This window comes from Nonomuraea spiralis (genome assembly GCF_014648435.1).
GTDB lineage: Bacteria > Actinomycetota > Actinomycetes > Streptosporangiales > Streptosporangiaceae > Nonomuraea > Nonomuraea spiralis.
Map to the genome: position 1 here is coordinate 22,186 of NZ_BMRC01000039.1, position 21,513 is coordinate 43,698.

Annotated in this window: 20 protein-coding genes; 15 read left to right on the forward strand and 5 right to left on the reverse strand. The window is 71.4% G+C overall.

Translation table 11 applies throughout. The annotated features are described in order from the left end of the window. Nucleotides 1–5: 5 nt before the first annotated feature. Genes IEZ27_RS47760 through IEZ27_RS47770 form a run of 3 tightly spaced genes read right to left on the reverse strand, consistent with a single transcriptional unit; the run spans nucleotide 6 to nucleotide 4,734 of the window. Nucleotides 6–827 (reverse strand): hypothetical protein, encoded by an 822-nt coding sequence (locus tag IEZ27_RS47760; protein ID WP_189653314.1) that lies wholly within the window; start codon nucleotides 825–827, stop codon nucleotides 6–8. A gap of 49 nt (nucleotides 828–876) precedes the next feature. Further along, nucleotides 877–4,308, reverse strand: coding sequence for a WD40 repeat domain-containing serine/threonine protein kinase (locus IEZ27_RS47765; RefSeq protein ID WP_189653315.1), 3,432 nt, complete (start codon nucleotides 4,306–4,308; stop codon nucleotides 877–879). Nucleotides 4,309–4,326: 18 nt separating this feature from the next. Then, on the reverse strand, nucleotides 4,327–4,734 hold the full coding sequence (locus IEZ27_RS47770; RefSeq protein ID WP_189653316.1) for a hypothetical protein: 408 nt from the start codon (nucleotides 4,732–4,734) through the stop codon (nucleotides 4,327–4,329). 156 nt (nucleotides 4,735–4,890) lie between these two features. Here IEZ27_RS47770 and IEZ27_RS47775 point away from each other — a divergent pair, with 156 nt between their 5' ends. The 15 genes from IEZ27_RS47775 to IEZ27_RS47845 all read left to right on the forward strand — a co-directional run bounded on the left by IEZ27_RS47775 (nucleotide 4,891) and on the right by IEZ27_RS47845 (nucleotide 20,029). Next, complete coding sequence (locus tag IEZ27_RS47775) at nucleotides 4,891–5,310, forward strand: VOC family protein (protein ID WP_189653317.1); 420 nt, start codon at nucleotides 4,891–4,893, stop codon at nucleotides 5,308–5,310. A gap of 39 nt (nucleotides 5,311–5,349) precedes the next feature. Continuing rightward, the gene (locus IEZ27_RS47780; RefSeq protein WP_189653318.1) at nucleotides 5,350–5,709 is read left to right on the forward strand and encodes an MmcQ/YjbR family DNA-binding protein; all 360 of its coding nucleotides are present in this window, start codon (nucleotides 5,350–5,352) and stop codon (nucleotides 5,707–5,709) included. Nucleotides 5,710–5,731: 22 nt separating this feature from the next. Beyond that, nucleotides 5,732–6,226, forward strand: coding sequence for a GNAT family N-acetyltransferase (locus IEZ27_RS47785; RefSeq protein ID WP_189653319.1), 495 nt, complete (start codon nucleotides 5,732–5,734; stop codon nucleotides 6,224–6,226). A gap of 149 nt (nucleotides 6,227–6,375) precedes the next feature. Beyond that, nucleotides 6,376–6,753: a hypothetical protein gene (locus IEZ27_RS47790; protein WP_189653320.1), complete on the forward strand. Its 378-nt coding sequence runs from the start codon at nucleotides 6,376–6,378 to the stop codon at nucleotides 6,751–6,753. 18 nt (nucleotides 6,754–6,771) lie between these two features. After that, nucleotides 6,772–7,644: a DMT family transporter gene (locus IEZ27_RS47795; protein ID WP_125643763.1), complete on the forward strand. Its 873-nt coding sequence runs from the start codon at nucleotides 6,772–6,774 to the stop codon at nucleotides 7,642–7,644. After that, nucleotides 7,644–8,273, forward strand: a complete 630-nt coding sequence (locus IEZ27_RS47800; RefSeq protein ID WP_229825013.1) for a GntR family transcriptional regulator — start codon at nucleotides 7,644–7,646, stop codon at nucleotides 8,271–8,273. The genes IEZ27_RS47795 and IEZ27_RS47800 overlap by 1 nt, the downstream gene beginning before the upstream one ends. 72 nt (nucleotides 8,274–8,345) lie before the next feature. After that, a complete protein-coding gene (locus IEZ27_RS47805; protein ID WP_125643760.1) occupies nucleotides 8,346–8,696 on the forward strand; it encodes a hypothetical protein in 351 nt (116 codons plus the stop codon). A 271-nt stretch (nucleotides 8,697–8,967) separates the two neighbouring features. Continuing rightward, a complete protein-coding gene (locus IEZ27_RS47810) occupies nucleotides 8,968–10,422 on the forward strand; it encodes a sugar transferase (RefSeq protein ID WP_189653322.1) in 1,455 nt (484 codons plus the stop codon). Nucleotides 10,423–10,424: 2 nt separating this feature from the next. Beyond that, nucleotides 10,425–11,492, forward strand: coding sequence for a glucose-1-phosphate thymidylyltransferase (locus tag IEZ27_RS47815; RefSeq protein WP_125643756.1), 1,068 nt, complete (start codon nucleotides 10,425–10,427; stop codon nucleotides 11,490–11,492). Continuing rightward, nucleotides 11,489–12,418: a dTDP-glucose 4,6-dehydratase gene (gene rfbB / locus IEZ27_RS47820; protein ID WP_125643754.1), complete on the forward strand. Its 930-nt coding sequence runs from the start codon at nucleotides 11,489–11,491 to the stop codon at nucleotides 12,416–12,418. Before IEZ27_RS47815 ends, rfbB begins: the two co-directional genes overlap by 4 nt. After that, nucleotides 12,415–13,266, forward strand: coding sequence for a dTDP-4-dehydrorhamnose reductase (gene rfbD / locus IEZ27_RS47825; protein ID WP_189653323.1), 852 nt, complete (start codon nucleotides 12,415–12,417; stop codon nucleotides 13,264–13,266). Before rfbB ends, rfbD begins: the two co-directional genes overlap by 4 nt. Next, complete coding sequence (locus IEZ27_RS47830) at nucleotides 13,251–14,210, forward strand: endonuclease/exonuclease/phosphatase family protein (protein ID WP_189653324.1); 960 nt, start codon at nucleotides 13,251–13,253, stop codon at nucleotides 14,208–14,210. Before rfbD ends, IEZ27_RS47830 begins: the two co-directional genes overlap by 16 nt. Nucleotides 14,211–14,262: 52 nt before the next feature. Then, the gene (locus IEZ27_RS47835) at nucleotides 14,263–15,033 is read left to right on the forward strand and encodes a WecB/TagA/CpsF family glycosyltransferase (RefSeq protein ID WP_229825006.1); all 771 of its coding nucleotides are present in this window, start codon (nucleotides 14,263–14,265) and stop codon (nucleotides 15,031–15,033) included. Further along, the gene (locus IEZ27_RS47840) at nucleotides 15,030–16,145 is read left to right on the forward strand and encodes a hypothetical protein (RefSeq protein WP_189653325.1); all 1,116 of its coding nucleotides are present in this window, start codon (nucleotides 15,030–15,032) and stop codon (nucleotides 16,143–16,145) included. The genes IEZ27_RS47835 and IEZ27_RS47840 overlap by 4 nt, the downstream gene beginning before the upstream one ends. A 68-nt stretch (nucleotides 16,146–16,213) precedes the next feature. Next, nucleotides 16,214–20,029, forward strand: coding sequence for a LamG-like jellyroll fold domain-containing protein (locus IEZ27_RS47845; RefSeq protein ID WP_189653326.1), 3,816 nt, complete (start codon nucleotides 16,214–16,216; stop codon nucleotides 20,027–20,029). Here the strand turns inward: IEZ27_RS47845 and IEZ27_RS47850 are convergent. Then, nucleotides 20,026–20,856, reverse strand: a complete 831-nt coding sequence (locus IEZ27_RS47850; protein ID WP_189653327.1) for a glycosyltransferase — start codon at nucleotides 20,854–20,856, stop codon at nucleotides 20,026–20,028. The genes IEZ27_RS47845 and IEZ27_RS47850 overlap by 4 nt on opposite strands. Continuing rightward, nucleotides 20,850–21,407 (reverse strand): dTDP-4-dehydrorhamnose 3,5-epimerase, encoded by a 558-nt coding sequence (rfbC, locus tag IEZ27_RS47855; RefSeq protein ID WP_125643743.1) that lies wholly within the window; start codon nucleotides 21,405–21,407, stop codon nucleotides 20,850–20,852. The genes IEZ27_RS47850 and rfbC overlap by 7 nt, the downstream gene beginning before the upstream one ends. Nucleotides 21,408–21,513 lie beyond the last annotated feature (106 nt).

Here is a 21,513-nt window from a genome sequence, read left to right on the forward strand (position 1 = left end):
CACGGTCACTCGTAGACGGGCGCGGCCAGTTCCCAGATGCTGATGGGGCGGACGGTCCCCAGGGCGGCGAGCAACCGCTTCTCCGGCACGTCCCCGCTGCCGATCTCCATCATGGCGTCCCCGAAGGCGGCGAACATGGAGCTGCCGTACTCGGTGCGCAAGGCCCAGACGTCCTGCGACACCTCCACGCAGGTCTCGTCGTTCTGGAGGTCGAGCTTGTCCTCGCAGGCCTGTTCCGGGGTCATGGTCCCCTGCCGGATCCCGAACAGGATGTCGGCGCCGGGGCGCTGGTACTGGAGGAAGAGCTCCGGGCCGTCGACGGTCGTCTCGGTCAGCCGGAATCCGGGCAGGTCAGGCGCGACGTGCGGGATGTCCCGGTCGGCCATGGCCTGCTCCTGGGCGGCGAGCGCGATCACCTCCTGGTTCGACCACGCCGCCAGGAACAGGGACGCGGCCACGCCGACCGCCGAGACGCGCAGGGGTGTGGCGGCCGGCATGGCCAGCCCGGCTCCCAGGGCGTAGCTGCACGCTCCGGCGGTCATGACGATCAGGCCGAGGCGCCAGTCGCCGAAGCCGACGAGGGCGGAGACGGGCGCGGTCATGGTCAGGCCGGCGTACAGCGTGATGACGGCGAACTGGCCCAGCAGCGACACGAGCCACCAGTTGCGCAGCATGGCGTACCAGGAGAGCAGCATCCCCAGGGGCAGGGGCGCGAACAACATCAGCACCAGGTTGGCCGCGTCGTTCTGCGGCCCGCGCAGGACGATGACCACCTGTGCCAGGCCCACCACGGCCCCCACGAGCGCGGCCCGGATCAACGCGTTCATGCCCGATCATGGACGACCCTCGCCCGTCCCTGTCAAGAGCGGTCGCGGGTCAGCAGATCGTGACAGGAGCCACGCCCGGGGCGTACTGGTCCCAGCGCTGGGCGCTCAGCCGCACGCCCGCGGCCCTGGCGCACACCCGGGACGCCAGCAGGCCGCCGTCGACCGGCACGTCCCCGCCGGTCCCCGCGTCGAGCAGGACGTGCAGGCCGGGACCGTCGAACCGCAGGTCAACGGGCCGCTCGCCGCCCTCGGACAGATACAGCGGCTGCGCGCCGCCCACCCGGGTCCTGGTGGGGACGTCCCAGAACATCAGACCGGCGTCGGTCACGGCGGCCACGGTCGCGCCGTCGGGGGAGACGGCGAGAGAGCCCACGCCCTTGCCCGTCTCGAAGCGGCCGATCAGCCGGGTCAGCCCGCCGTCCCAGATCCGGACGATGCCGTCGAAGTCCGCGACGGCGGCCAGGGACGGGCCGAAGGCGACCGTGCTCACCTCGCGCAGGGCGTCGGGCAGCGGCAGCGGCCGGGCCGTGGCGACGTCCACCAAGGAGGGGGGATCGCCGGTGACGACGAGGCGGCGGCCGTCCGGGGTGAAGACGAGCGGCACGCCTGAGTTCTCGACGCCGGGTACGGTCCTGGCGGTCCCGGCGACCGTGTCCCACAGCAGCAGTCCGCGCCGGCCCTCGTCGTACGCGGCCAGCCCGGCGGCGAGCACACGGCCGTCGGGCCCGAAGCTCAGGTCGGTGACAGAGAAGCCGGAGGTCGTGAGCTTGGCGCGCTTCGCCCCGGTGGCGACGTCCCAGAGCTGGATCTCGCGGGGACGTTCGCTCGACGACGTGGCGAGGACGCGGCCCGTCCGGTCCATGGTGAACCGGGTGGTGAAGTCGGTCGGCTCCAACCGTCCGGCCCGTACCGTACGGAAGAGCCGTCCGTCGGGACGCCACACCATGACCCGGCCGCCGCCCGCGTCCGAGAGCAGGTAGCGGCCGTCGCCCGCATGGACGGGCGACAGAGGCACGTCGTCGCCGGTCGGCCGGTTCTCGCGGTAGCGGGTCAGGTCGAGCGAGGTCACGGTGCCGTCCGAGGAGAGCAGTCGCAGCACGCGCCCGTCCCGGCTGAACCGCGGGAAGTGCTCGACGAGCTGCTGGCCGCGGGTGTCGTAGGTCAGCAGGCGGCGGCCGTCGACGGCGGACAGCGTGAGCCGCCGGTTCGACAGGACGGCGATCATCGTGTGATCGGGGCTGAAGGCGGCGATGTCCATCCCGGTGGGCTTCAGCGTGCCGACCTGCTCGCCGGTCGCGGACCTGCGCACCCGCACGCGGGTGACGTCGCTGATCGCCACGAGGGAGCCGTCGTCGCTGAAGACGGCGTGGGTCATGGTCTTCAGCCAGGGGGCGGCACGTTCGCGCGTGACCGGGTTCCAGCCTTCGGCATGCATGCGGTTCTGGTCGTCCATGGTGGTGAGCAGGGCCAGGCGGCCGTCAGGGCTCACCGCCTCGGCGTCGCCGGAGGGCGTCCTGACCGGGGTCTTCGTGGTCAGGTCGAGCTGGGTGCCGCTCTCGTTGGGCAGGCTCAGGAACCTGCCGTCCGGGCTGAAGTCCATCTCGGCCGCCACCACGGCGTCCCAGGAGTCGTCCTTCCCGCTCGTCCAGGTCTGCCCGGTGGTCAGGTCCCTGATCGTCAGATGGTCGGCGTACTGCAGGGCCAGCCTGCCGCCGTCAGGGCTCAGTGCGATCCCTTCGGGGCGCGGCTCCAGACCGGACACGGACCGGACCTGTTCGCGTGTGTCCACGCGCCAGACGGCGGCCGTCGTCCCGTCCGTACCGGCGAGGAGGCTGCCGTCGTGGTTGAGCGCGTACCGGCCGGCCGGCCGCTCGGGCGGCACGAAGACCTCGTTCTCCACCTGCGTCAACGCGCCGTACATCGCGCCGCGCGCGGCCACGGTGGGCGCGACGCGGTAGGCCGCCACCGCCAGCAGCATGCCCTCCTTCGGATCGGTACGCCGCAACGCCACCGCCTGCGCGGCCAGCGATTCCGACAGCGCCCGGTCACGCTGGCCGCTCACGAGCCGCCGTTGCTGGTCGGCCAGGACCGAGGCGGTGACCGCCACGCCGAGCAGGACGACGAGGACGCCGGTGAACCACCGCCGCCGCAGCCTGCGCCGGCTCGCCAGCCGCACCCCGCCCGCCACGTACGCCCGTTCCACGGGTGTCAGGGTGAGCAGCCGCGGGCGGGCGCCCGTCCAGTCGCGCAGCGATTCCAGCAGGCTGCCGTGCGGCAGATCGGCGTCCTGCCGGCCGCCCGCGTCCCACTCCCAGGCGTCCTCGGCCAGCCGGCGATGCGTCGGGAGCCCGTCGCGCTCGGCCGCGTACCAGCCGCGCAGCCGCGGCCACGCCTTGACCAGGGCCGGATGGGCCAGACGTACCCACTCCCCGGTCACGGAGAGCAGGCCGGAGAACGCGGCGACCGCGGCTTGCGGCAACTCGCCGGCCGGCGCGCGGCGCAGTGTCTCCCGCCCTTCGTCGTCGATCGCCACCAGCCGCAGCAGCATCCCCGGCACGAGATCCCTGATCTCGGGGGAGAGCTCCTGGTAGAGGCGCTCGGCCCGCTCTCCCAGGGCCGGGTCGGGGTCGGCGTGCGGCGGCGCGATCCCGCCTCCCTCCCGCGACCCCTCGCTCAGCAGCGCGACGTTCCCGTTCCCGCCGATCAGCGCGAGCAGCAGCTCGCGCGCCGTCGGCCGCTCGGCGGGTGTCTTGGCCAGGGCCGCGGCCACCAGCGGGCGCAGCGGATCGGCCAGCGCACCGAGATCGGGCTGCGCGGACAACACCCGCTGCATGTGGGCGTAGGGGTTGTCGTTCCCGGCGCGGAACGGGTCGTGGCCGGTCGCCGCGAACAGGATGACCGCGCCCCAGGCGAACAGGTCGGCGGAGGTCTCGGCGCGTCCTCCGCTGATGACCTCGGGCGCCATGTACGTCGGCGTGCCGGCGGCCGACGTCGTGGAGGTGAGCGTCATCTCCGTGGCCCTGGCGATGCCGAAGTCGATCACTCTCGGGCCGTCCGGGCCGAGCAGCACGTTGTCGGGTTTGAGATCCCGGTGCACGACCCCCGCCTCGTGGATCGCGGCGAGCGCGGTGGCCACGGCGATGGCCAGCCGGTAGAGGGCGTCCCCGGAGAACGCGCCCGACTCCCGTACCGCGCGCCTGAGGCTGGGGCCCTCGACGTACTCGCTGACGATGTACGGCCGTTCGCCGTCCAGGCGGGCGCCGAGGATCTTGGCGGTGCAGAAGGAGGCGACCCGCTGGGCCACGGCGACCTCCTTGGCCCACCGGCCGCGCAGGTCTCCCGATCGCAGCACCTTGAGCGCGACCCTGGTGCCGGCGGCGTCGTACGCCTCGTAGACCACGCCCTGCCCGCCGCTGCCCAGCCGTCCCGCCAGCCAGTAGTCGGCTATTCGCTGCGGATCGTCCGGTAAGAGTTCCTCCATACGCCTTTGGATGCTTGATCAGTCGAGGTGGTTCGGCCGCGAGAACCAGCGCCAGGACGGCGGCAGGAGCAGCAGGACGACGACCAGCCCTGGGCCGAGGCTCACGAAGAGCGCCCGTCCCAGGTCGAGGCCGGAGTCGAGCACGTTGATCACGAGGGGCGCTCCGACGAGGAGCAGTTCCAGGGCCACGGTCGCCCAGCGCACCCTGGGCGCGCGGGTGTCGAAACGGCCCAGCAGCCGGCCGGTCAGCCAGACGAGCGCCGCCTCGGGCAGGAGCAGCAGGGCTAGGACGACCGCGCCATCGGCCACCGCCATGGCCCCCAGGAAGGCCAGACCCACGAGGCCGAACGCCACCTGCAACGTCATGACGAACCTGGCGGCCCGTACGACGAAGGGCATCGGCTTGGTCCGTACCGTCCCCGTCATAGGACACATGATGACGGAGCGGACGTCCGGCGGGACAGAGAAACCTCGCGTGAATCGTGCCTTTCGATCAGGCGACGATCGTCCGTCCCGGCGGGCCTCAGGTGGACAGGGGCAGGCGCGCAAAGGATATTTGACGGGAATGGGAGGATCTATCACATGGATGCGCGTCTGGACCATCTCGTCTGCTGGGTTTCCGACCAACTCGCCGCCCTCCACTTCTACGAGCAGGTGGTCGGCCTTCCGGGAGTCCGGGGGGAGGAGTTCCGCGAGGGGAAGGCGGGGTTCCCGAGCGTACGGATCTCAGCCGAGACGATCATCGATCTGATGGCGCAGGACGTGTCGAACGGCGTGGAGGAGGGGACGGGCGTGACCGGCAGCGCCGGGCACCAGATCAACCACTTCTGCCTGTCCGTGAGCCGCGAGGACTTCGACGCCCTCCAGGTCCGCCTGAAGGACCACGGGACCGCGATCACCGGCACCGGCTCCAACTCCTTCGGCGCCCAGGGCATCGCCCCCGAGACCATCTACTTCCCCGACCTCGACGGCAACGTCATCGAGGTGCGCTACTACCGCTGACCGGGCGGGATTGTCGGTCGGGTTTGGTAGACAGTCGGCATGGGTGTGAGCGTCGACGAGTTCCTCGACCTGGTGCGCGGGTTGCCGGAGGTGACCGAGCACCCCAGCGCGGAGTGGGTCGGTTTCAAGGTCCGCGGCAAGGGCTTCGGCTACCTGTGGGAGAAGACCGAGACCGTCGGCGTCAAGGCCACCGTCGAGGAGCAGCTCGCGATGGTGGCCGAGCGGCCCGACGTGTTCGAGGTGCAGTTCACAGCGGGGCGCTTCGGGTGGGTGGTGGTCCACCTCGACAAGATCGACCACGACGAGCTGTTCGAGCTGATGGCCGAGGCGTGGTGCCTGACCGCGCCCCGGCAGCTGGTCACCGCCTTCGAGGCGGCACACCAGATCGGCCCGTCGTGAGCCGGCGGTAATCTCGGGCAGCGTGACCTCCATCGACATCCGGCTGCGCGAGTGGCACGAGGACGACGCGCCGGCCGTGCTGGGCGCGTTCCAGACGCCTGACCTGCGCAGACAGGCGCCCTTCCCCGTCGTCACGCTCAAGGACGCCGTGGGCTGGATCGCGGCCTGGACGGGTGTCGGCCACGCGTTCGCCGTGGTGGCCGAGGGCGGCACGGTGGTGGGGAACGTGGCGGTGGCCGGGATCGACGTGCACGACAACGGGTGGGTGTCCTACTGGGTGTTGCCCGCGTACCGGGGGCGGGGAGTCGCCACGGCGGCCACCGAGAAGCTGGCGCGGTGGGCGTTCGACGAGCGCGGGCTCTTCCGGCTGGAGCTGGGGCACCGCACGGACAACCCGGCGTCGTGCCGGGTGGCGACCAAGGCGGGGTTCCGGCCCGAGGGCGTCGAGCGCGGCAAGCTCTGCTACGAGGGCGTCCGCCACGACGTCGAACGCCACGCCCGCCTGGCGACCGACTGACGCGGGGCGCGTGCGGTGACTGGGCGTGTGCGGTGACTGGGCGTGTGCGGCTGGAGGCGGGTGCGGACCGGCGCGTGCGGACCCGGGGCGGGCGTGCGGTGATCGGGCTGCCTGGTCACGGGGTGGCGGGGTGAACTAATCTTGCCCGCGTGGACAGCGAGAGCCGGGCCGCGGCCGGGCTGCTGGCGGCCCTGAGCAGAGCGGCCGAGATCCTCGCCGGCTTACGCCACCCCTTCGTGCGCAACACCCCCTTCACCTACTTCGTCCCGCCGTCGGGCGTGTGCACCGGCGCCGCGTTCGTCCTGCCCGACGGCCGCGAGGTGCGCTTCGAGCTCTCCCTCACCACCTCCGACAGCGCCTTCCACGTGGAGGGCGGGATCACCGCCGAGGGCGAGCCGCTGCTGGAGCTCCCGCGCCGCAGCCTGCCGAGTGTGCACGACGCGCTCGCCGTCCTGGACGACTACATGGGCGACCTCGCCGCCCCCGCTGACCGCATGCTGGACGGACTGCTGGACGAAATTGTCTAATTGTCTGACAATGTAGCCATGAAGAAGGGACCTCTCGCCGTCGTGGGCGCCTCCGCGCTCTGGGGCACGGCGGGCACCGCCGGACTGCTCGTCTCGGCCGACTCGGTCGCCCTGGCCGCCGCGCGGCTGGTCATCGGCGGCGCGGTGCTCGGGGTGTGCGCCGGGGCCGGGCTCAGGCGGGCGTTGCGGCCGGGGTTGCTGCTGGCCGCCCTGGCGGTGGCGGCGTACCAGTTGTGCTTCTTCGCGGCGGTCGGGCGCACCGGGGTGGCCATCGGCACGGTGGTCGCGATCGGCAGCGGGCCGGTGTTCACGGGCGTGTTGTCGTGGGCGCTGCACGGGCGGCGGCCGAGCGGGCGGTGGGCGCTGGCGACCACGGCGGCGGTCTGCGGGTGCGCGGCGCTGATCGTCGGCGGCGGCGCGCAGGCGGGCGGGCAGATGGTGTCGGGCGTGCTGTTCGCGCTGCTCGGCGGGCTGCTCTACGCCTTCTACGCGGTCTCGGCGGCCAGGGCCATCGAGACCGGGTCCGAGTCCGGCGCCGTGATGGGGGTGCTGTTCGGCGGCGCCGCCGTCGTCATGCTGCCGGTGCTGCTGATCAACGGGGTGGGGTGGCTGGGGGAGCCGCGCGGGCTGCTCGCCGTGCTCTACCTGGGGATCGGCACCACCGCGCTGTCCTACTTCCTGTACGGGCGCGGCCTGCGTACGACCCCCGTCGCCACGGCCGCGACGCTGGCCCTGACCGAGCCGGCCGTCGCCGCGCTGCTCGGCCTGCTGGTGCTGGGCGAGCGGCTGGCCCCGCTGTCCGTCGCCGGGCTCGTGATGCTGGTGCTCAGCCTGGTGGCGGTGGCCGTGCCCGAACGCGTACGGGAAACGGCACTAGCATCACAGCCGTGATGTTGCCCCTCAAACCCGTCTCCACCGTCGGTGCGCTCGCCGACGCCCTGCGCAGCAGGGTGCTCTCCGGCGAGATCACGCCGGGGACGCCGCTGCCCGAGCAGGAGATCGCCGCGTCGTACGGCGTGGCCAGGCCGACCGTGCGCGAGGCGCTGGCCGCCCTGGTGCACGAGGGACTGCTCAGGCGGGAGCGCAACCGCAGTGCCTATGTCCCCGAGGTGACGATCTCGGACCTCCAGGACCTCATGTACGTGCGCCGGCCCCTGGAGGACCTCATGGCTCGGGCCGTGGCCGGGCGCCGGGTGCCCGCCGCCGAGGCCGCGCTGCGCAGGTGGGAGGAGCTGCCCGCCGACGCGCCGTGGTCGGCGACCGTGGCCGAGCACATGGCCCTGCACGAGGCGCTGATCGAGGCGGCCGGCAGCCGGCGGCTCGTCCGCCTCTACGCCGCGCTCGCCGCCGAGACCAGGCTCGGCATGGTCCGCCTGCGCGAGGTCTACCGCGACCGGGACGTCCTGGTCCGCGAGCATCGCGAGCTGCTCGACGCCATCGCGGCCGGCCCGGTCGAGGTGGCACAGGCGGCGGTGGCGGCGCATCTCAGCCACAACTGGGGCAGTCCCGCACACCCCTGAACGGCTACGCCATGTGCACCAATGAGCGCGAACCCTTGCGGGACAACCCCAGGACTCGCAAGAATCGCGCCCATGCACGGCAACCCGATGCCGGACTCCTACGTATATGTCACGGAAGAGGGCGTCACCCGCCACTACGCCGACGGCAGCGTAGAGGCCCTTGCGTGGGAGGACGTGGTGGAGGTCCGTGTCGTCACCGAATCCGGGGAAGACGTCCACTACATCCTGCTCGATCGTGACGGCGAAGGCTGCGTCGTGCCGCGTTCCGCGACTGATGCCACCTTTCTCGCCCGTCTACGCTACTTGCCCGATTTCGATCTCGACCGGCTGAACCTCGCCGCCGATTCCGCGCACGACGGAGTTGTGGTCGTGTGGCGTAGCCCCGATCCGCCGTCCGCATTGCCGGATCTGGAGTACGACTAGCCGGGTTCATTGCCCGGTAACCTGGCGAAATGTCGTCATAAACCTCACATTTCCCCGCCCTGGCGCTGCACTTATGGATCGTTCCGTCAACCCCCAGAACCCCTAGATCCGCGTCCGATTGTGGACATTTCCCGTTATTCCCCAGGTTGGAATCGATCTTTACTCTTTAGTGGGGGCCGCCGCCCTTGATAACGCATGGGTCATTGTCAACCTATGTGGCACAAGGAACGTCAAGTTATCGCGGTGAAAGCAGTTATCACAGGGTGGTGCTATGAGGGTGGGGACTGGGGAGTCCACTGCTGTGCTCCTCAAGGCCGTGCCGCGCCTTGAGTCCAGCATCTGGACCCGGGCGTACCTGCGGCTCCTGTTAGGAGGAGACACGGCGTGCGCGCTGCTCGCGTGCGTCTGCGTTCTGGGCGTACGGCTGGCCTCCGGCGTGTACGTCCCGATCGCCGAGTACGTGCTCGGGCTCAGCCTGCTCGTCGGCTGGCCCGTCGCGCTCATGATGGGAGGCGCGTACCGACAACGCGCCAACGGCGAGGGCACGGAGGAGTTCAAGGCCGTCTTCAACGGCGGCATCGGGCTGATGGCCACCACGGCCATCCTGGCCTACGCCACCCAGACGGCCATCGCGCGCAGCTTCGTCATGGCGATGTTGCCGCTGGCGCTGGGAGGCACGCTCTACTTCCGCTACCGCATGCGAAAACGCCTCCATCGCAGGCGGGCGATCGGCGAGTACACGCGGCAGGTGATCGCGGTCGGGCACCGGGAGTCGATCCTCGACCTCGTGGTGCAGTTCCGCCGCCAGCCGCACCACGGCATGCGGGTGGTGGGTGCCTGCCTGCCCGACGACACGCTCGACGTCGACGTCGACGGCATCCCCGTGCTGGGCTCCTTCAGCGACGTGGCCAAGGTCGTGGAGCACTCGCGGGCCGACGCCGTGGCCGTCCTGGCCTGCCCCGAGCTGGACGGGGCGGCGCTGCGTCGGCTGGCCTGGAGCCTGGAGACGGCGCGTACGGACCTGTTCGTCGCGCCCGCGCTCATGGACGTCGCCGGCCCGCGCATCAGCATCAGGCCCGTCGCCGGGATGCCGCTGTTGCACGTGGAACATCCCGAGTTCGACGGCACGCGGCAGCTCGCGAAGGCGGTGTTCGACCGGCTGGTGGCCGGCGTGGCCCTGCTGGTGCTCGCGCTGCCGCTGCTGGCCCTCGCCCTGGTGATCCGGCTCACCAGCCAGGGGCCCGCGCTGTTCCACCAGACCAGGGTGGGCAGGGGAGGCGAGGAGTTCCGGGTCGTGAAGTTCCGCACGATGGTCGTCGACGCGGAACGGCTCAAGAAACAACTTCTCGAAGCGAACGAGTTCGACGGAGTGCTGTTCAAGATAAGGAACGATCCAAGGATCACCCGGGTCGGCGCCTTCCTCCGCCGCTACTCCCTGGACGAGCTGCCACAGCTCCTCAACGTGATCCGTGGTGAGATGTCCCTCGTCGGCCCCCGTCCGCCGCTGCCGGAGGAGGTGGCCAGGTACGGCGCCGACGTGCGCCGCCGCCTGGTGGTCAAGCCCGGCATGACCGGTCTGTGGCAGGTCAGCGGCCGTTCCGACCTGACGTGGGAGGAGTCCGTACGCCTCGACCTGCGCTACGTGGAGAACTGGTCGCTCATCCTCGACCTGCAGATCCTGTGGAAGACCTGGTCCGTCGTCACCCGTGGAGAAGGGGCTTACTAGCAGTGAAGGCACTCGTGCTCGCCGGAGGGTCGGGCACACGGCTCCGGCCCATCACGCACACCTCGGCCAAGCAGCTGGTCCCCGTCGCCAACAAACCGGTCCTGTTCTACGGGCTGGAGGCCATCGCGGCGGCCGGGATCCAGGAGCTCGGCCTGGTGGTCGGGGACACGCAGGCGGAGATCGAGTCGGCCGTGGGCGACGGCTCGGCGTTCGGTCTGCAGGTGACCTACCTCCGCCAGGAGGCGCCCCTCGGGCTGGCGCACGGCGTGCTGATCGCCCGCGAGTTCCTGGGCGACGAGGACTTCGTCATGTACCTGGGCGACAACTTCATCGTCGGCGGCATCCGCGACCTGGTGGACAGGTTCACCAGGGAGCGGCCCGCCGCGCAGATCATGCTGACCGAGGTCGGCGACCCCAGCCAGTTCGGGGTCGCCGAGCTGGACGCGAACGGCCGCGTCGTCGGCCTGGAGGAGAAGCCGGCCCGGCCCAAGAGCGACCTGGCCCTGGTCGGCGTGTACCTGTTCAGCCCGGCCGTCCACGCGGCGGTCGCCGAGCTCAAACCGTCGTGGCGGGGCGAGCTGGAGATCACCGACGCCATCCAGTGGCTGATCGAGGCCGGGTTGCGCGTCGAGTCGTCGGTGATCTCCGGATACTGGAAGGACACCGGCAACGTCACCGACATGCTGGAGGTCAACCGGCTGGTCCTGGAGTCGGTCGAGCCCGGCGTGCGCGGGCACGTGGACGAGGTCAGCGAGCTGATCGGCCGGGTCGTGGTCGAGCCGGGCGCGGTGGTCGAGCGCTCGCGCGTGGTCGGCCCGGCGATCATCGGCCGGGACGCCCGCATCCAGGACAGCTACGTCGGCCCGTTCACCTCCGTCGGCGCGTCGTGCGTCGTCACCGGCAGCGAGATCGAGTACTCGATCCTGCTGCCCCGCGCGTCCATCGACGGCGTGGGCCGGATCGAGGCCTCTCTGATCGGCCACGACGTCGAGGTCACCCGAGCGCCCAACACGCCCAGAGCCCACCGTCTCGTGCTGGGCGATCACAGCAAGGTACAGATCACTACATGACAAGAATCCTGGTGACCGGCGGGGCGGGGTTCATCGGTTCCCACTTCGTCCGGGGGCTGCACGACGTGTACGTGACCGTCCTCGACAAGCTCACCTACGCAGGCAACCGCGCCAACCTCGAAGGCGTGCGCCACGAGTTCGTCCATGGCGACATCTGCGACGCCGAGCTGCTGCGCGAGGTCGTGCCCGGTCACGACCTGGTGGTGAACTTCGCCGCCGAGTCGCACGTCGACCGGTCGATCGAGGGCGCCGCCGCCGAGTTCATGCGGACCAACGTGCTCGGCACGCAGACGTTGTTGCAGGCGTGCCTGGAGGCGGGCACGCCGAAGGTGGTCCAGGTCTCGACGGACGAGGTCTACGGGTCGATCGACATCGGCTCGTGGGACGAGTCCGCGCCGGTCCGGCCGCGCTCGCCGTACGCGGCCAGCAAGGCGGGCGGCGACCTGATCGCCCGCTCGTACGCGATCACGTACGGGCTGGACGTGTCGATCACCCGCTGCGGCAACAACTACGGCCCCCGGCAGTACCCGGAGAAGCTGATCCCGCTGTTCATCACGAACCTGCTGCGCGGCCGCCAGGTCCCGCTGTACGGCGACGGCGGGAACGTGCGCGACTGGATCCACGCCGAGGACCACTGCGCCGGCATCCGCCTGGTCGCCGAGAAGGGCGAACCCGGCGAGATCTACCACATCGCGGGCACCGCCGAGCTGACGAACAAGGACCTGACCGCCCGCCTGCTCGAAGCCTGCGGCCGCGACTGGGACTCGGTGCGCTACGTCGAGGACCGCAAGGGCCACGACCGCCGCTACTCCCTGGACGACACCAAGCTGCGCAGGCTCGGCTACCGCCCGGAGATCCCGTTCGAGCAGGGTCTGAAGGACACGATCCGCTGGTACGCCGACCACCGCGACTGGTGGCCCTCATGAGGTGGCTCATCACGGGCGGCGGCGGCATGCTGGCGGCCGACGTGCTCGTACGCGCGACGCTGACCGGCGAGCCGGTGCTCGCGCTCACCCGTTCGGAGCTCGACCTGTCCGACGGGCGCGCGGTACGCGACTTCGTCTCCGCCTACCGGCCCGGAGTGGTGATCAACTGCGCCGCCTGGACCGCCGTGGACGACGCCGAGACCCACGAGGACGAGGCGCTGGCGATCAACGGGCACGCGGTGGGCGTGCTGGCCGAGAGCTGCGCGCTGGCCGGGGCGCGGCTCGTGCACGTGTCCACCGACTACGTCTTCGACGGCACCGCGCCGGGGCCGTACCCGGAGGACGCGCCTACCGCGCCGGTGAACGCGTACGGCAGGACCAAGCTCGCCGGCGAGCTCGCGGCGCTGAAGCACGGGCACCACGTGGTGCGCAGCGCCTGGCTCTACGGCGCCTCAGGGCCGAACTTCGTGCGGACCATGATCAGGCTGGCGGCCGAGCGCGAGACCGTGGACGTGGTCGACGACCAGCGCGGCCAGCCGACATGGACCGCCGACCTGGCCGACTACCTGGTACGGCTGGCGCGGTCCGAGCTGCCGCCGGGCGTCTACCACGGCACCAGCTCCGGGGAGACGACATGGTGCGGCCTGGCCAAGGAGATCTTCACGCTGCTCGGCCTGGACCCGGCACGGGTACGCCCGGTGAGCTCGGCGGGCTTCCCGCGCCCGGCGCGGCGTCCGGCCAACAGCGTGCTCGCGCACACCAGGGGGGAGCCGATCCGGGACTGGCGTCAGGCGTTGCACGCGGCCTGGCCGGTGCTGACGCTCGGGCGCCGGTGCGGCGCCGCCTAGGCGAGGCGGTGTTGTGGCTCACGGTGGCGGCCCTGGCCGGGTGGGCGGGGCTGCGGCTGTGCGGGTGGGAGCCGAAGTTCGTCTGGTCGCAGCTCGTGTCGTTCACGCCCTACGCGGCGGCGTTCTCGGTGGTGCCACTGGGGTTCGCGCTCTACCTGCGCGCCGGGCCGCTGATCGCCGCCGCGCTCGCCGTGACGTGCGCCTTCGCGGTGGCCGTCCTGCCGCGCGTGTTGCCCGAGGGCAACCCGCCCGCCGCCGGGCCGGTGTTGCGGGTGATGGCGGTCAACCTGCTGCACTCCTCCGTGTTGCCGCCGGTCCTGGTGGAGACGGTCGAGCGCGAGCGGCCGGACGTGCTGCACCTGCTGGAGTTCACCGGGCTGATGCAGAAGCGGGTGGAGGAGCTGGGGCTGACGCGGTCGCTGCCGTACCGGATCGTGTTGCCGGGGGAGGACTCCTCGGGCGCGGCGATCTACTCGCGTTACCCGCTGCGGGCGGCGGACCGGCCGATCGCGGCGCCCGCGTTCGAGGGCAGCCCGCGCCACCTGCCCGCCGTCGTCACGCTGCCGGGCGGGCGGGAGGCCGAGATCGTGGCGGTGCACGCGTGCGCGCCCTCCGAGGGCTGGCGTACGGCGTGCTGGGCGTCGAGCGTACGGGCGCTGCCGCCCGCCGGCGGACCCCTGCGGATCCTGGCCGGGGACTTCAACTCCACCCTCGACCACGCGGTGCTGCGCGACCTGATCGCCACCGGCTACCGGGACGCCGCCGACGTCACCGGCAAGGGGCTCTCCATGACCTGGCCCTACTACGAGCAGCCGCGGCTGTTCCCGAAGGTGGCCATCGACCACGTGCTGGCCGACCGGCGGATCGCGGTCCAGAGCTTCCGGACCCTGCGGGTGCCGCGGACCGATCACCGGGCGACGCTCACCGAGCTCGTCCTTCCTTGATGTGACGTTTCCGGAGCTGAGACCGATATGTCATGGACACCCAGGGGGACGGATGACGAGGTTGCCGGAGAGGAAGACGGTGTTCGGCGTCGTGCTGGACGCCCTCACCATGAACCAGGTGATCGCCCGTTGCGTGTCGGCGGTCACCGAGGACAGGCGGCTGACCATCGGTGTGGTGAACGCCGCCAAGGTCGTCAACATGCGCGCCGACGCCGCGTTGCGCCAGTCGGTGCTCGACAGCGATCTCGTGCTGGCCGACGGTCAGGCGGTGGTCTGGGCCGCGCGGGTGCTCGGTCACCGCGTACCGGAGCGGGTGGCGGGCATCGACCTGTTCACCGGGCTGATGGCCGAGGGCGGCCGGCGCGGCTACCGGGCCTACTTCCTCGGCGCGACGGGTGAGGTGCTGGCCGGAGTGCTGGACGAGGTACGCGCCCGCTACCCCGGGCTGGCGATCGCGGGCTCCCGCGACGGCTACTTCGCGCCGGAGGAGTCGGCCGAGGTCGCCGCCGAGATCGCCGCCTCGCGGGCCGATCTGCTGTTCCTGGGCATCACCTCGCCGAAGAAGGAGATCTTCATCCGCGAGTGGGGCGAGCGCACCGGGGCGCGGATCATCCACGGCGTGGGCGGGTCGTTCGACGTGCTCGCCGGGCGGACCCGCAGGGCGCCGCTGCGATGGCAGCGCTTAGGGCTGGAATGGCTCTACCGCATGCTTCAGGAGCCGCTGCGGCTCGGACCGCGCTACGTGCGCACCAACGGCAGATTCCTGCTCCTGGTGGTCAGGGAGTGGGCCGGTGTCAGACGCAGGATCGAGGAGACGACGTGACGGATCACCGGATCGCTCTGCTGAGCTCCGGCCATCAGGACTTCGTACGGGACATGCTGGACCTGTCGGTCCGCGGGCTGCCCCCCGGCTACGCCGACGGCGGGTTCGTCTTCACCCGCCGGGGCCGCCGGCAGCCGGACGGCATGTGGACGGCCGTGCCCGAGGGGCGCAGCATCCGCTACTCGGCGATCGTCGCGCTCGGCGCCGGCACCCTGGACGAGACGCGGCAGCGGGCCGCGCTGGCCGGTGACGACGTGCTCGACCTGGTGGGGAACCTGGTCAAGCGGCTGCCCGAGGTGACCGGCGCCGGTGACGCCGCGCTGATCTGCTGGGCGGCGGCCGAGACCGGGCACGCCGATCTCGACCTGGCCCTGAGCCGCCTGGGCGAGCTGGACACGGGCCGGCAGATCTACACCGTCGAGGCGGCGTGGGTGCTGGCCGCCCTGGTCGCGGCGGGCGTACGCGACGGCCGGGCCGAACGTGCCCGCGAGCGCCTGCTCGGCGGCCTGGCGGGCAACCGGCTCTACCCGCACGCGCTCGGCCACGGCCCGCTGGTGCCCCGGTACCGCGACCACGTGGGCTGCTTCGCCGACCAGGTCTACCCGCTGCAGGCGCTGGCCAGGCTGCACGCCGCCACCGGCGACGCCGAGGCGCTGCGGGCCGCCGAGCAGGTGGCCGCGGGCATCTGCCGGGCCCAGGGCCCGCAGGGTGAGTGGTGGTGGCACTACGACGCCCGTACCGGCTCGGTGGTGGAGGGATATCCGGTCTACAGCGTCCACCAGCTCTCCATGGGGCCGATGGCGCTGCTCGACCTGGCCGACGCGGGCGGCACCGCGTACGTGGGGGAGATCTCCAAGGGGCTCGACTGGATGATCGAACGGCCCGCGTTCGTGCTGGACGACCTGGCTCTCACCTGGCGCAAGGAGGCCAGGGCCGACCCACGCAAGCTGGTACGCGGGCTGCGCGCGATGGCGACGGGCGTGCACCGGGACCTGCGGCTCGGCGTGCTGGACCGGGTCTACCCGCCGGTCGCCGTGGACCGGGAGTGCCGGCCGTACGAGCTGGGGTGGTTGCTCTACGCATGGCTGGCCAGATGCGGACAAAGCGCGTGACTTCCGCCTGAATCGGTGCGATAGATCGATTCAGGGCTCGGGGGAGTTTACGGCTCAAGGGGGTTCCCGTGTTGAGGCGGCTTCGCCATGCGCTCCTGTCCGTTCTGCTGATCACGACCGGCCTCGCGATCGTCGCGCCGCCGGCCGCGCAGGCACTGCCGGGCAGTTTCCAGAGACAGGTCGTCTTCAGCGGCCTGACCAACCCGACCAACATCGAGTTCGCCTCGGACGGCCGCGTGTTCGTCGCCGAGAAGAGCGGACTGATCAAGGTCTTCGACTCTCTCACCGACACCACACCGGCGGTCTACGCCGACCTGCGCACGCAGGTGCACAACTTCTGGGACCGCGGGCTGCTCGGCATGGCCCTGCATCCCAACTTCCCGGCCGACCCGCGCATCTACGTGTTGTACTCCTACGACGCGGTGCCCGGCGGCAGCGCGCCGCGCTGGGGCACGGCGGGCGCGACCGCCGACCCGTGCCCGACGCCGCCCGGCGCGACGGGCGACGGCTGCCTGATCACCGGGCGCCTGTCGGCGCTGGCGCCCTCGGGCGGCTCGGTCGTCGAGACCCCGCTGATCACCGACTGGTGCCAGCAGCACCCCAGCCACTCCGTCGGCGACCTGAAGTTCGGCCCCGACGGCATGCTCTACGCCAGCGGCGGCGACGGCGCCAGCTTCAACTTCGCCGACTACGGCCAGGACAACCTGACCAGCTCGGACGTCACCCCGGACAACCCCTGCGGCGACCCGCCGTCGCCCGTCGGCACCGCGCTCAGCCCGCCGGCCGCCGAGGGCGGCGCGCTGCGCTCGCAGGACCTGCGTACGAGCGGCGACCCGGCCGGCCTCAACGGCAGCATCATCAGGATCGACCCGGACACCGGCGCCGCCGCCCCCGGCAACCCGAACGCCGGCAGCGCCGACCCCAACGCGGCCCGGATCATCGCCTACGGCCAGCGCAACCCGTTCCGCATCACCGTACGGCCCGGCACGAACGAGATCTGGGCGGGCGAGGTCGGCTGGAACACCTACGAGGAGATCAACCGCATCGCCTCGCCCACCGGCCCGGTGAGCAACTTCGGCTGGCCCTGCTACGAGGGCCCGGCCCGGCAGAGCGGCTACGACAACCTGAACCTGACCCTCTGCGAGAACCTGTACGCGGCCGGCCCGACGGCGGTGGCGCAGCCGTACTTCTCCTGGAACCACTCGTCCAAGCCCGCCCCGAACGACCCGTGCCCCTCCGGCGGCTCGTCCTCCAGCGGCGTGGCGTTCCACACAGGTGGCTCCTACCCGGCCGCCTACGACGGCGCGCTGTTCTTCTCCGACTTCAGCAGGTCGTGCGTCTGGGTCATGACCAAGGGCGCGAACGGGCTGCCCGACCCGGCCACCGTCACCACGTTCGACTCGGGCATGCCCGCGGTCGAGGTGCAGAGCGGCCCCGGCGGCGACCTGTTCGCCGTCGACTACACCAACGGGCAGGTCGTCCGCTACATCTACGCCAACCACCCGCCGTCCGCCGTCATCGGCGCCAGCGCCACCACGGGCGTCCCGCCCCTCACCGTGAACTTCACCGCCGCGGACTCCAGCGACGCCGACGGCGACCCGCTCACCTTCCAGTGGGACCTGGACGGCGACGGCGAGCTCGACGACTCCACCGCGACCACGCCGTCCTTCACCTACACCCAGCCCGGCTCCTACGCCGTACGGCTGCGGGCCGGTGACGGCCACGGCGGACAGGGAGACGCCACCGTCACGATCAACGTGGGCAACACGTCGCCGCAGGCGACGATCAACACCCCGTCCACCGCGTTCACCTGGGCGGTCGGCGACACCATCGCCTACTCGGGCACCGCCACGGACGCCCAGGACGGGACCATCCCCGGCTCCCGGATGGTGTGGAAGCTGTCCCTGCTGCACTGCCCGCTCACCTGCCACGAGCACGAGATCACCTCGGCCACCGGCACCAGCGGCAGCTTCGTCGCGCCCGACCACGAATATCCCTCCTACCTGAAGCTCTCCCTGACCGCGACGGACGCGCAGGGCCTGGACGACGTCAAGAGCGTGGTGCTGCAACCGAAGACGGTGAACATCGGCTTCGAGACCTCGCCCCCCGGGTTGCAGATCGGCTTCAACAGCGAGCAGTCCGTCACGCCCTTCGTCAGGACCGTGATCGCCGGGTCCCACAACTCGATCTCCGCGCCGTCGCCGCAGAGCGCGGACGGGTTCACCCATACATTCGCCTCCTGGTCCGACGGCGGCGCGAACAGCCACAACATCACCGCGTCCGCCAACGCCACCTACACGGCCACCTTCGAGCGGGCCCAGGCGCCCGACGGGCTCGTGGCCGCGTACGGGATGGACGAGGGCGCGGGCACGGCGGTCGCCGACTCCTCCGGCAAGGGCAACGCCGGCACGGCGGCGAGCACCACGTGGAGCACGACCGGCAAGTTCGGCAAGGCGTTGTCGTTCAACGGCACGTCGAGCTGGGTGACGGTGGCCGACTCCGGCTCGCTGCACCTGACCGACGGCATGACGCTGGAGGCATGGGTACGCCCGACCAGCGTGACGGGCTGGCGGACGGTGCTGATGAAGGAGTTCGGCGCCGATCTCGCCTACGCGATCATGGGCAGCGGCAGCAGCGGCCCGGCGGCGTTCGTCTACACCTCAGGAGGGACGGCGAACGCCCCGGCGGCCACGAACCTGCCGTTGAACACCTGGAGCCATGTGGCCGCGACCTACGACGGCGCCTCGTTGAGGTTGTACGTCAACGGCGTCGTGGCGGACTCCAACACGATGAACGGCAACCTGCGCACCGGGACGAGCCCGCTGCGGATCGGCGGGAACAGCGGTTCAGGCGAGTACTTCAGCGGCCTGATCGACGAGGTGCGCGTCTACAACAGGGCGCTCACCCCCGCGCAGATCTCCACCGACATGAACACCCCCGTCGGCCCGCAGGGACCGCCCGACACCCAGCCGCCGACCGCCCCCGGCCCGCTGACGGCGACCGGCGGGCCGGGCAGCACGCAGCTCGTCTGGACGCCCGCGACCGACAACGTCGGGGTTACCGGGTACACCGTCCACCGGTCGGCGACCGCCGGGTTCACCCCGTCCGGGGCCAACCAGGTGGGCTCGACCGCCGGTCCGTCGTTCATCGACTCGGGGGTCGCGCCGGGCACGTACTACTACCGCGTGGTGGCGTTCGACGGCGCGAGCAACACCGGGCCGCCGTCCAACGAGGTGTCGGCGGTGGTGACCCAGCCGCCCACGGTCAGCGGACTGGTGGCCGCGTACGGCATGAACGCCAGCACCGGCGCCGCCGTCGCCGACACCTCCGGCAACGGCAACAACGGCACGGCCACCGCGGCGACCTGGACGGCCGGCAAGTACGGCCAGGCGTTGTCGTTCAACGGCACGTCGAGCTGGGTGACGGTGGCCGACTCCGGCTCGCTGCACCTGACCGACGCCATGACGCTGGAGGCGTGGGTACGCCCGGCCAGCATGTCCGGCTGGCGGACGGTGCTGATGAAGGAGTTCGGCGCGGATCTCGCCTACGCGATCATGAGCAGCGGCAGCAGCGGCAATCCGGCGGCCTTCATCTACACCTCCTCGGGGGTGAACGCGCAGGCGGCGAACTACCTGCCGCTGAACGCCTGGAGCCACGTGGCGGCCACCTACGACGGCGCCACGCTGCGGTTCTACGTCAACGGCGTCCTGGTGGCCACCAACCCGACGGGCGGCAACCTGCGCACCGGGACGAGCCCGCTGCGCATCGGCGGGAACAGCGGTTCAGGTGACTACTTCAGCGGCCTGATCGACGAGGTGCGCATCTACAACAAGGTGCTCACCCCCGCCCAGATCGCCACCGACATGAACACGCCGGTCAGCTAGTTCCGGCTGCTCTCGTCGCGCAGCCAGGTGGTGTAGTCGCCCGTGCGGATCGCGCGGGCGGCCCGCCGCCTGGCCAGCACGGCCATCGCGGCGAAGACCGCCGCCGCGCCCGCCAGGCGCGGCTCGCGGGCCACGATGGCCACCAGGTCACGCAGGCCGGTGCGCTCGCCGGCCGAGGTTGTGGTGCGTTCCAGCTCGGTCACGCTGGTCTGGGCACGGATCCGGCGGCGCAGCAGGTCGGCGAGCGTGCGCGGCGGATGGATCACCGCATGGACCGCGGTCACGATCACGCGTTCGTCGGGCGCGAACGCCAGCGAGGCGGCCAGGTCGTCGGCCATCGCGGGCGGCAGCGCGCGGATGCGCTCGTTGCCCGCGTCGGTCACCGCGATCACGCCCCGGGCGAACAGTCCGGAGCGGACGTGCGGCAGCCGCGTCCAGATCGCGTAGTAGGCGCGCACCGGCCACGGGCGGTCGTCCAGGGTCAGGGCCCGCTCCGGCGCGGCGGCCAGCGGCCCGTCCGGCGCGGCCAGCGCGGTCGCCAGGGCGCGGACGGCGGCGGTGCTGAGCTCGACATCGGCGTCCACGTACAGGCGGGGGTAGCCGCGGGCGGCCTCGTCGCCCATGCGCAGCGCCGCGCTCTTGGACGGGACGGGCGTGGTCAGCACCCGGACGTCGTACGGGCGGGCGACCTCGGCCGTGTCGTCGGTGCAGCCGTTGGCCACGACCACCACGTCGAACTCGCCGGGGGCGGCCTCGGCGAGCAGGCCGTCCAGCAGGCGGCCGATCACCTTGGCCTCGTTGTGGGCCGGGATCACGACGCTCACCACGACGGGAGGATCCCCGCGTCGCGGGCCTGCTTGAGCGTGGGGGCGGCGGCGTCCTTCGCCGACAGGACCGGCTCCACGTCGGCCGGCCATTCGATGGCGAGGTCGGGGTCCAGCGGGTGGATGCCGTGCTCGATCGCCGGGTCGTACGGGGAGGAGCAGAGGTAGACGACCGTGGCCGACTCGCTGAGCGCCATGAAGGCATGGCCCAACCCCTCGGTGAGGTAGATGCCCTGGCGCGAGACGTCGTCCAGCCGTACGGCCTCCCACCGCCCGTACGTCGGCGAGCCCACGCGGATGTCCACGACGACGTCCAGGGCCTCGCCGGACACGCACGTCACGTATTTGGCCTGGCCGGGGGGCACGTCGGCGAAGTGGATGCCGCGCAGCACGCCGCGGCTGGAGACCGAGCAGTTGACCTGTGCCAGCTCGATCGAGTGCCCGATCGCCTCCCGGAGGTCGGCGGCGCGGAAGCTTTCCAGGAAAACGCCCCGGGGATCGCTGTGGATGCGGGGGGTGTAGAGCAATGTTCCATCGATGCTCAGGCGTTTCATGAAGACACTTGTAACACTCATTGGCGCTGACCCGAAGTATGGCTGTGGGTTTCCAAAGGGGGAAATCTTGTCATTTCTGGGTGGGGCCCATTGTTGAGTACATCGT

What these genes read in the sequence shown, in the direction of transcription:
- IEZ27_RS47760 (WP_189653314.1), bottom strand. Translation starts at nt 827, where the DNA reads ATGAACGCGTTGATCCGGGCCGCGCTCGTGGGGGCCGTGGTGGGCCTG.
- IEZ27_RS47765 (WP_189653315.1), bottom strand. Translation starts at nt 4,308, where the DNA reads ATGGAGGAACTCTTACCGGACGATCCGCAGCGAATAGCCGACTACTGG.
- IEZ27_RS47770 (WP_189653316.1), bottom strand. Translation starts at nt 4,734, where the DNA reads ATGACGGGGACGGTACGGACCAAGCCGATGCCCTTCGTCGTACGGGCC.
- IEZ27_RS47775 (WP_189653317.1), top strand. Translation starts at nt 4,891, where the DNA reads ATGGATGCGCGTCTGGACCATCTCGTCTGCTGGGTTTCCGACCAACTC.
- IEZ27_RS47780 (WP_189653318.1), top strand. Translation starts at nt 5,350, where the DNA reads ATGGGTGTGAGCGTCGACGAGTTCCTCGACCTGGTGCGCGGGTTGCCG.
- IEZ27_RS47795 (WP_125643763.1), top strand. Translation starts at nt 6,772, where the DNA reads ATGAAGAAGGGACCTCTCGCCGTCGTGGGCGCCTCCGCGCTCTGGGGC.
- IEZ27_RS47800 (WP_229825013.1), top strand. Translation starts at nt 7,644, where the DNA reads ATGTTGCCCCTCAAACCCGTCTCCACCGTCGGTGCGCTCGCCGACGCC.
- IEZ27_RS47805 (WP_125643760.1), top strand. Translation starts at nt 8,346, where the DNA reads ATGCACGGCAACCCGATGCCGGACTCCTACGTATATGTCACGGAAGAG.
- IEZ27_RS47810 (WP_189653322.1), top strand. Translation starts at nt 8,968, where the DNA reads ATGAGGGTGGGGACTGGGGAGTCCACTGCTGTGCTCCTCAAGGCCGTG.
- rfbB (WP_125643754.1), top strand. Translation starts at nt 11,489, where the DNA reads ATGACAAGAATCCTGGTGACCGGCGGGGCGGGGTTCATCGGTTCCCAC.
- rfbD (WP_189653323.1), top strand. Translation starts at nt 12,415, where the DNA reads ATGAGGTGGCTCATCACGGGCGGCGGCGGCATGCTGGCGGCCGACGTG.
- IEZ27_RS47835 (WP_229825006.1), top strand. Translation starts at nt 14,263, where the DNA reads ATGACGAGGTTGCCGGAGAGGAAGACGGTGTTCGGCGTCGTGCTGGAC.
- rfbC (WP_125643743.1), bottom strand. Translation starts at nt 21,407, where the DNA reads ATGAAACGCCTGAGCATCGATGGAACATTGCTCTACACCCCCCGCATC.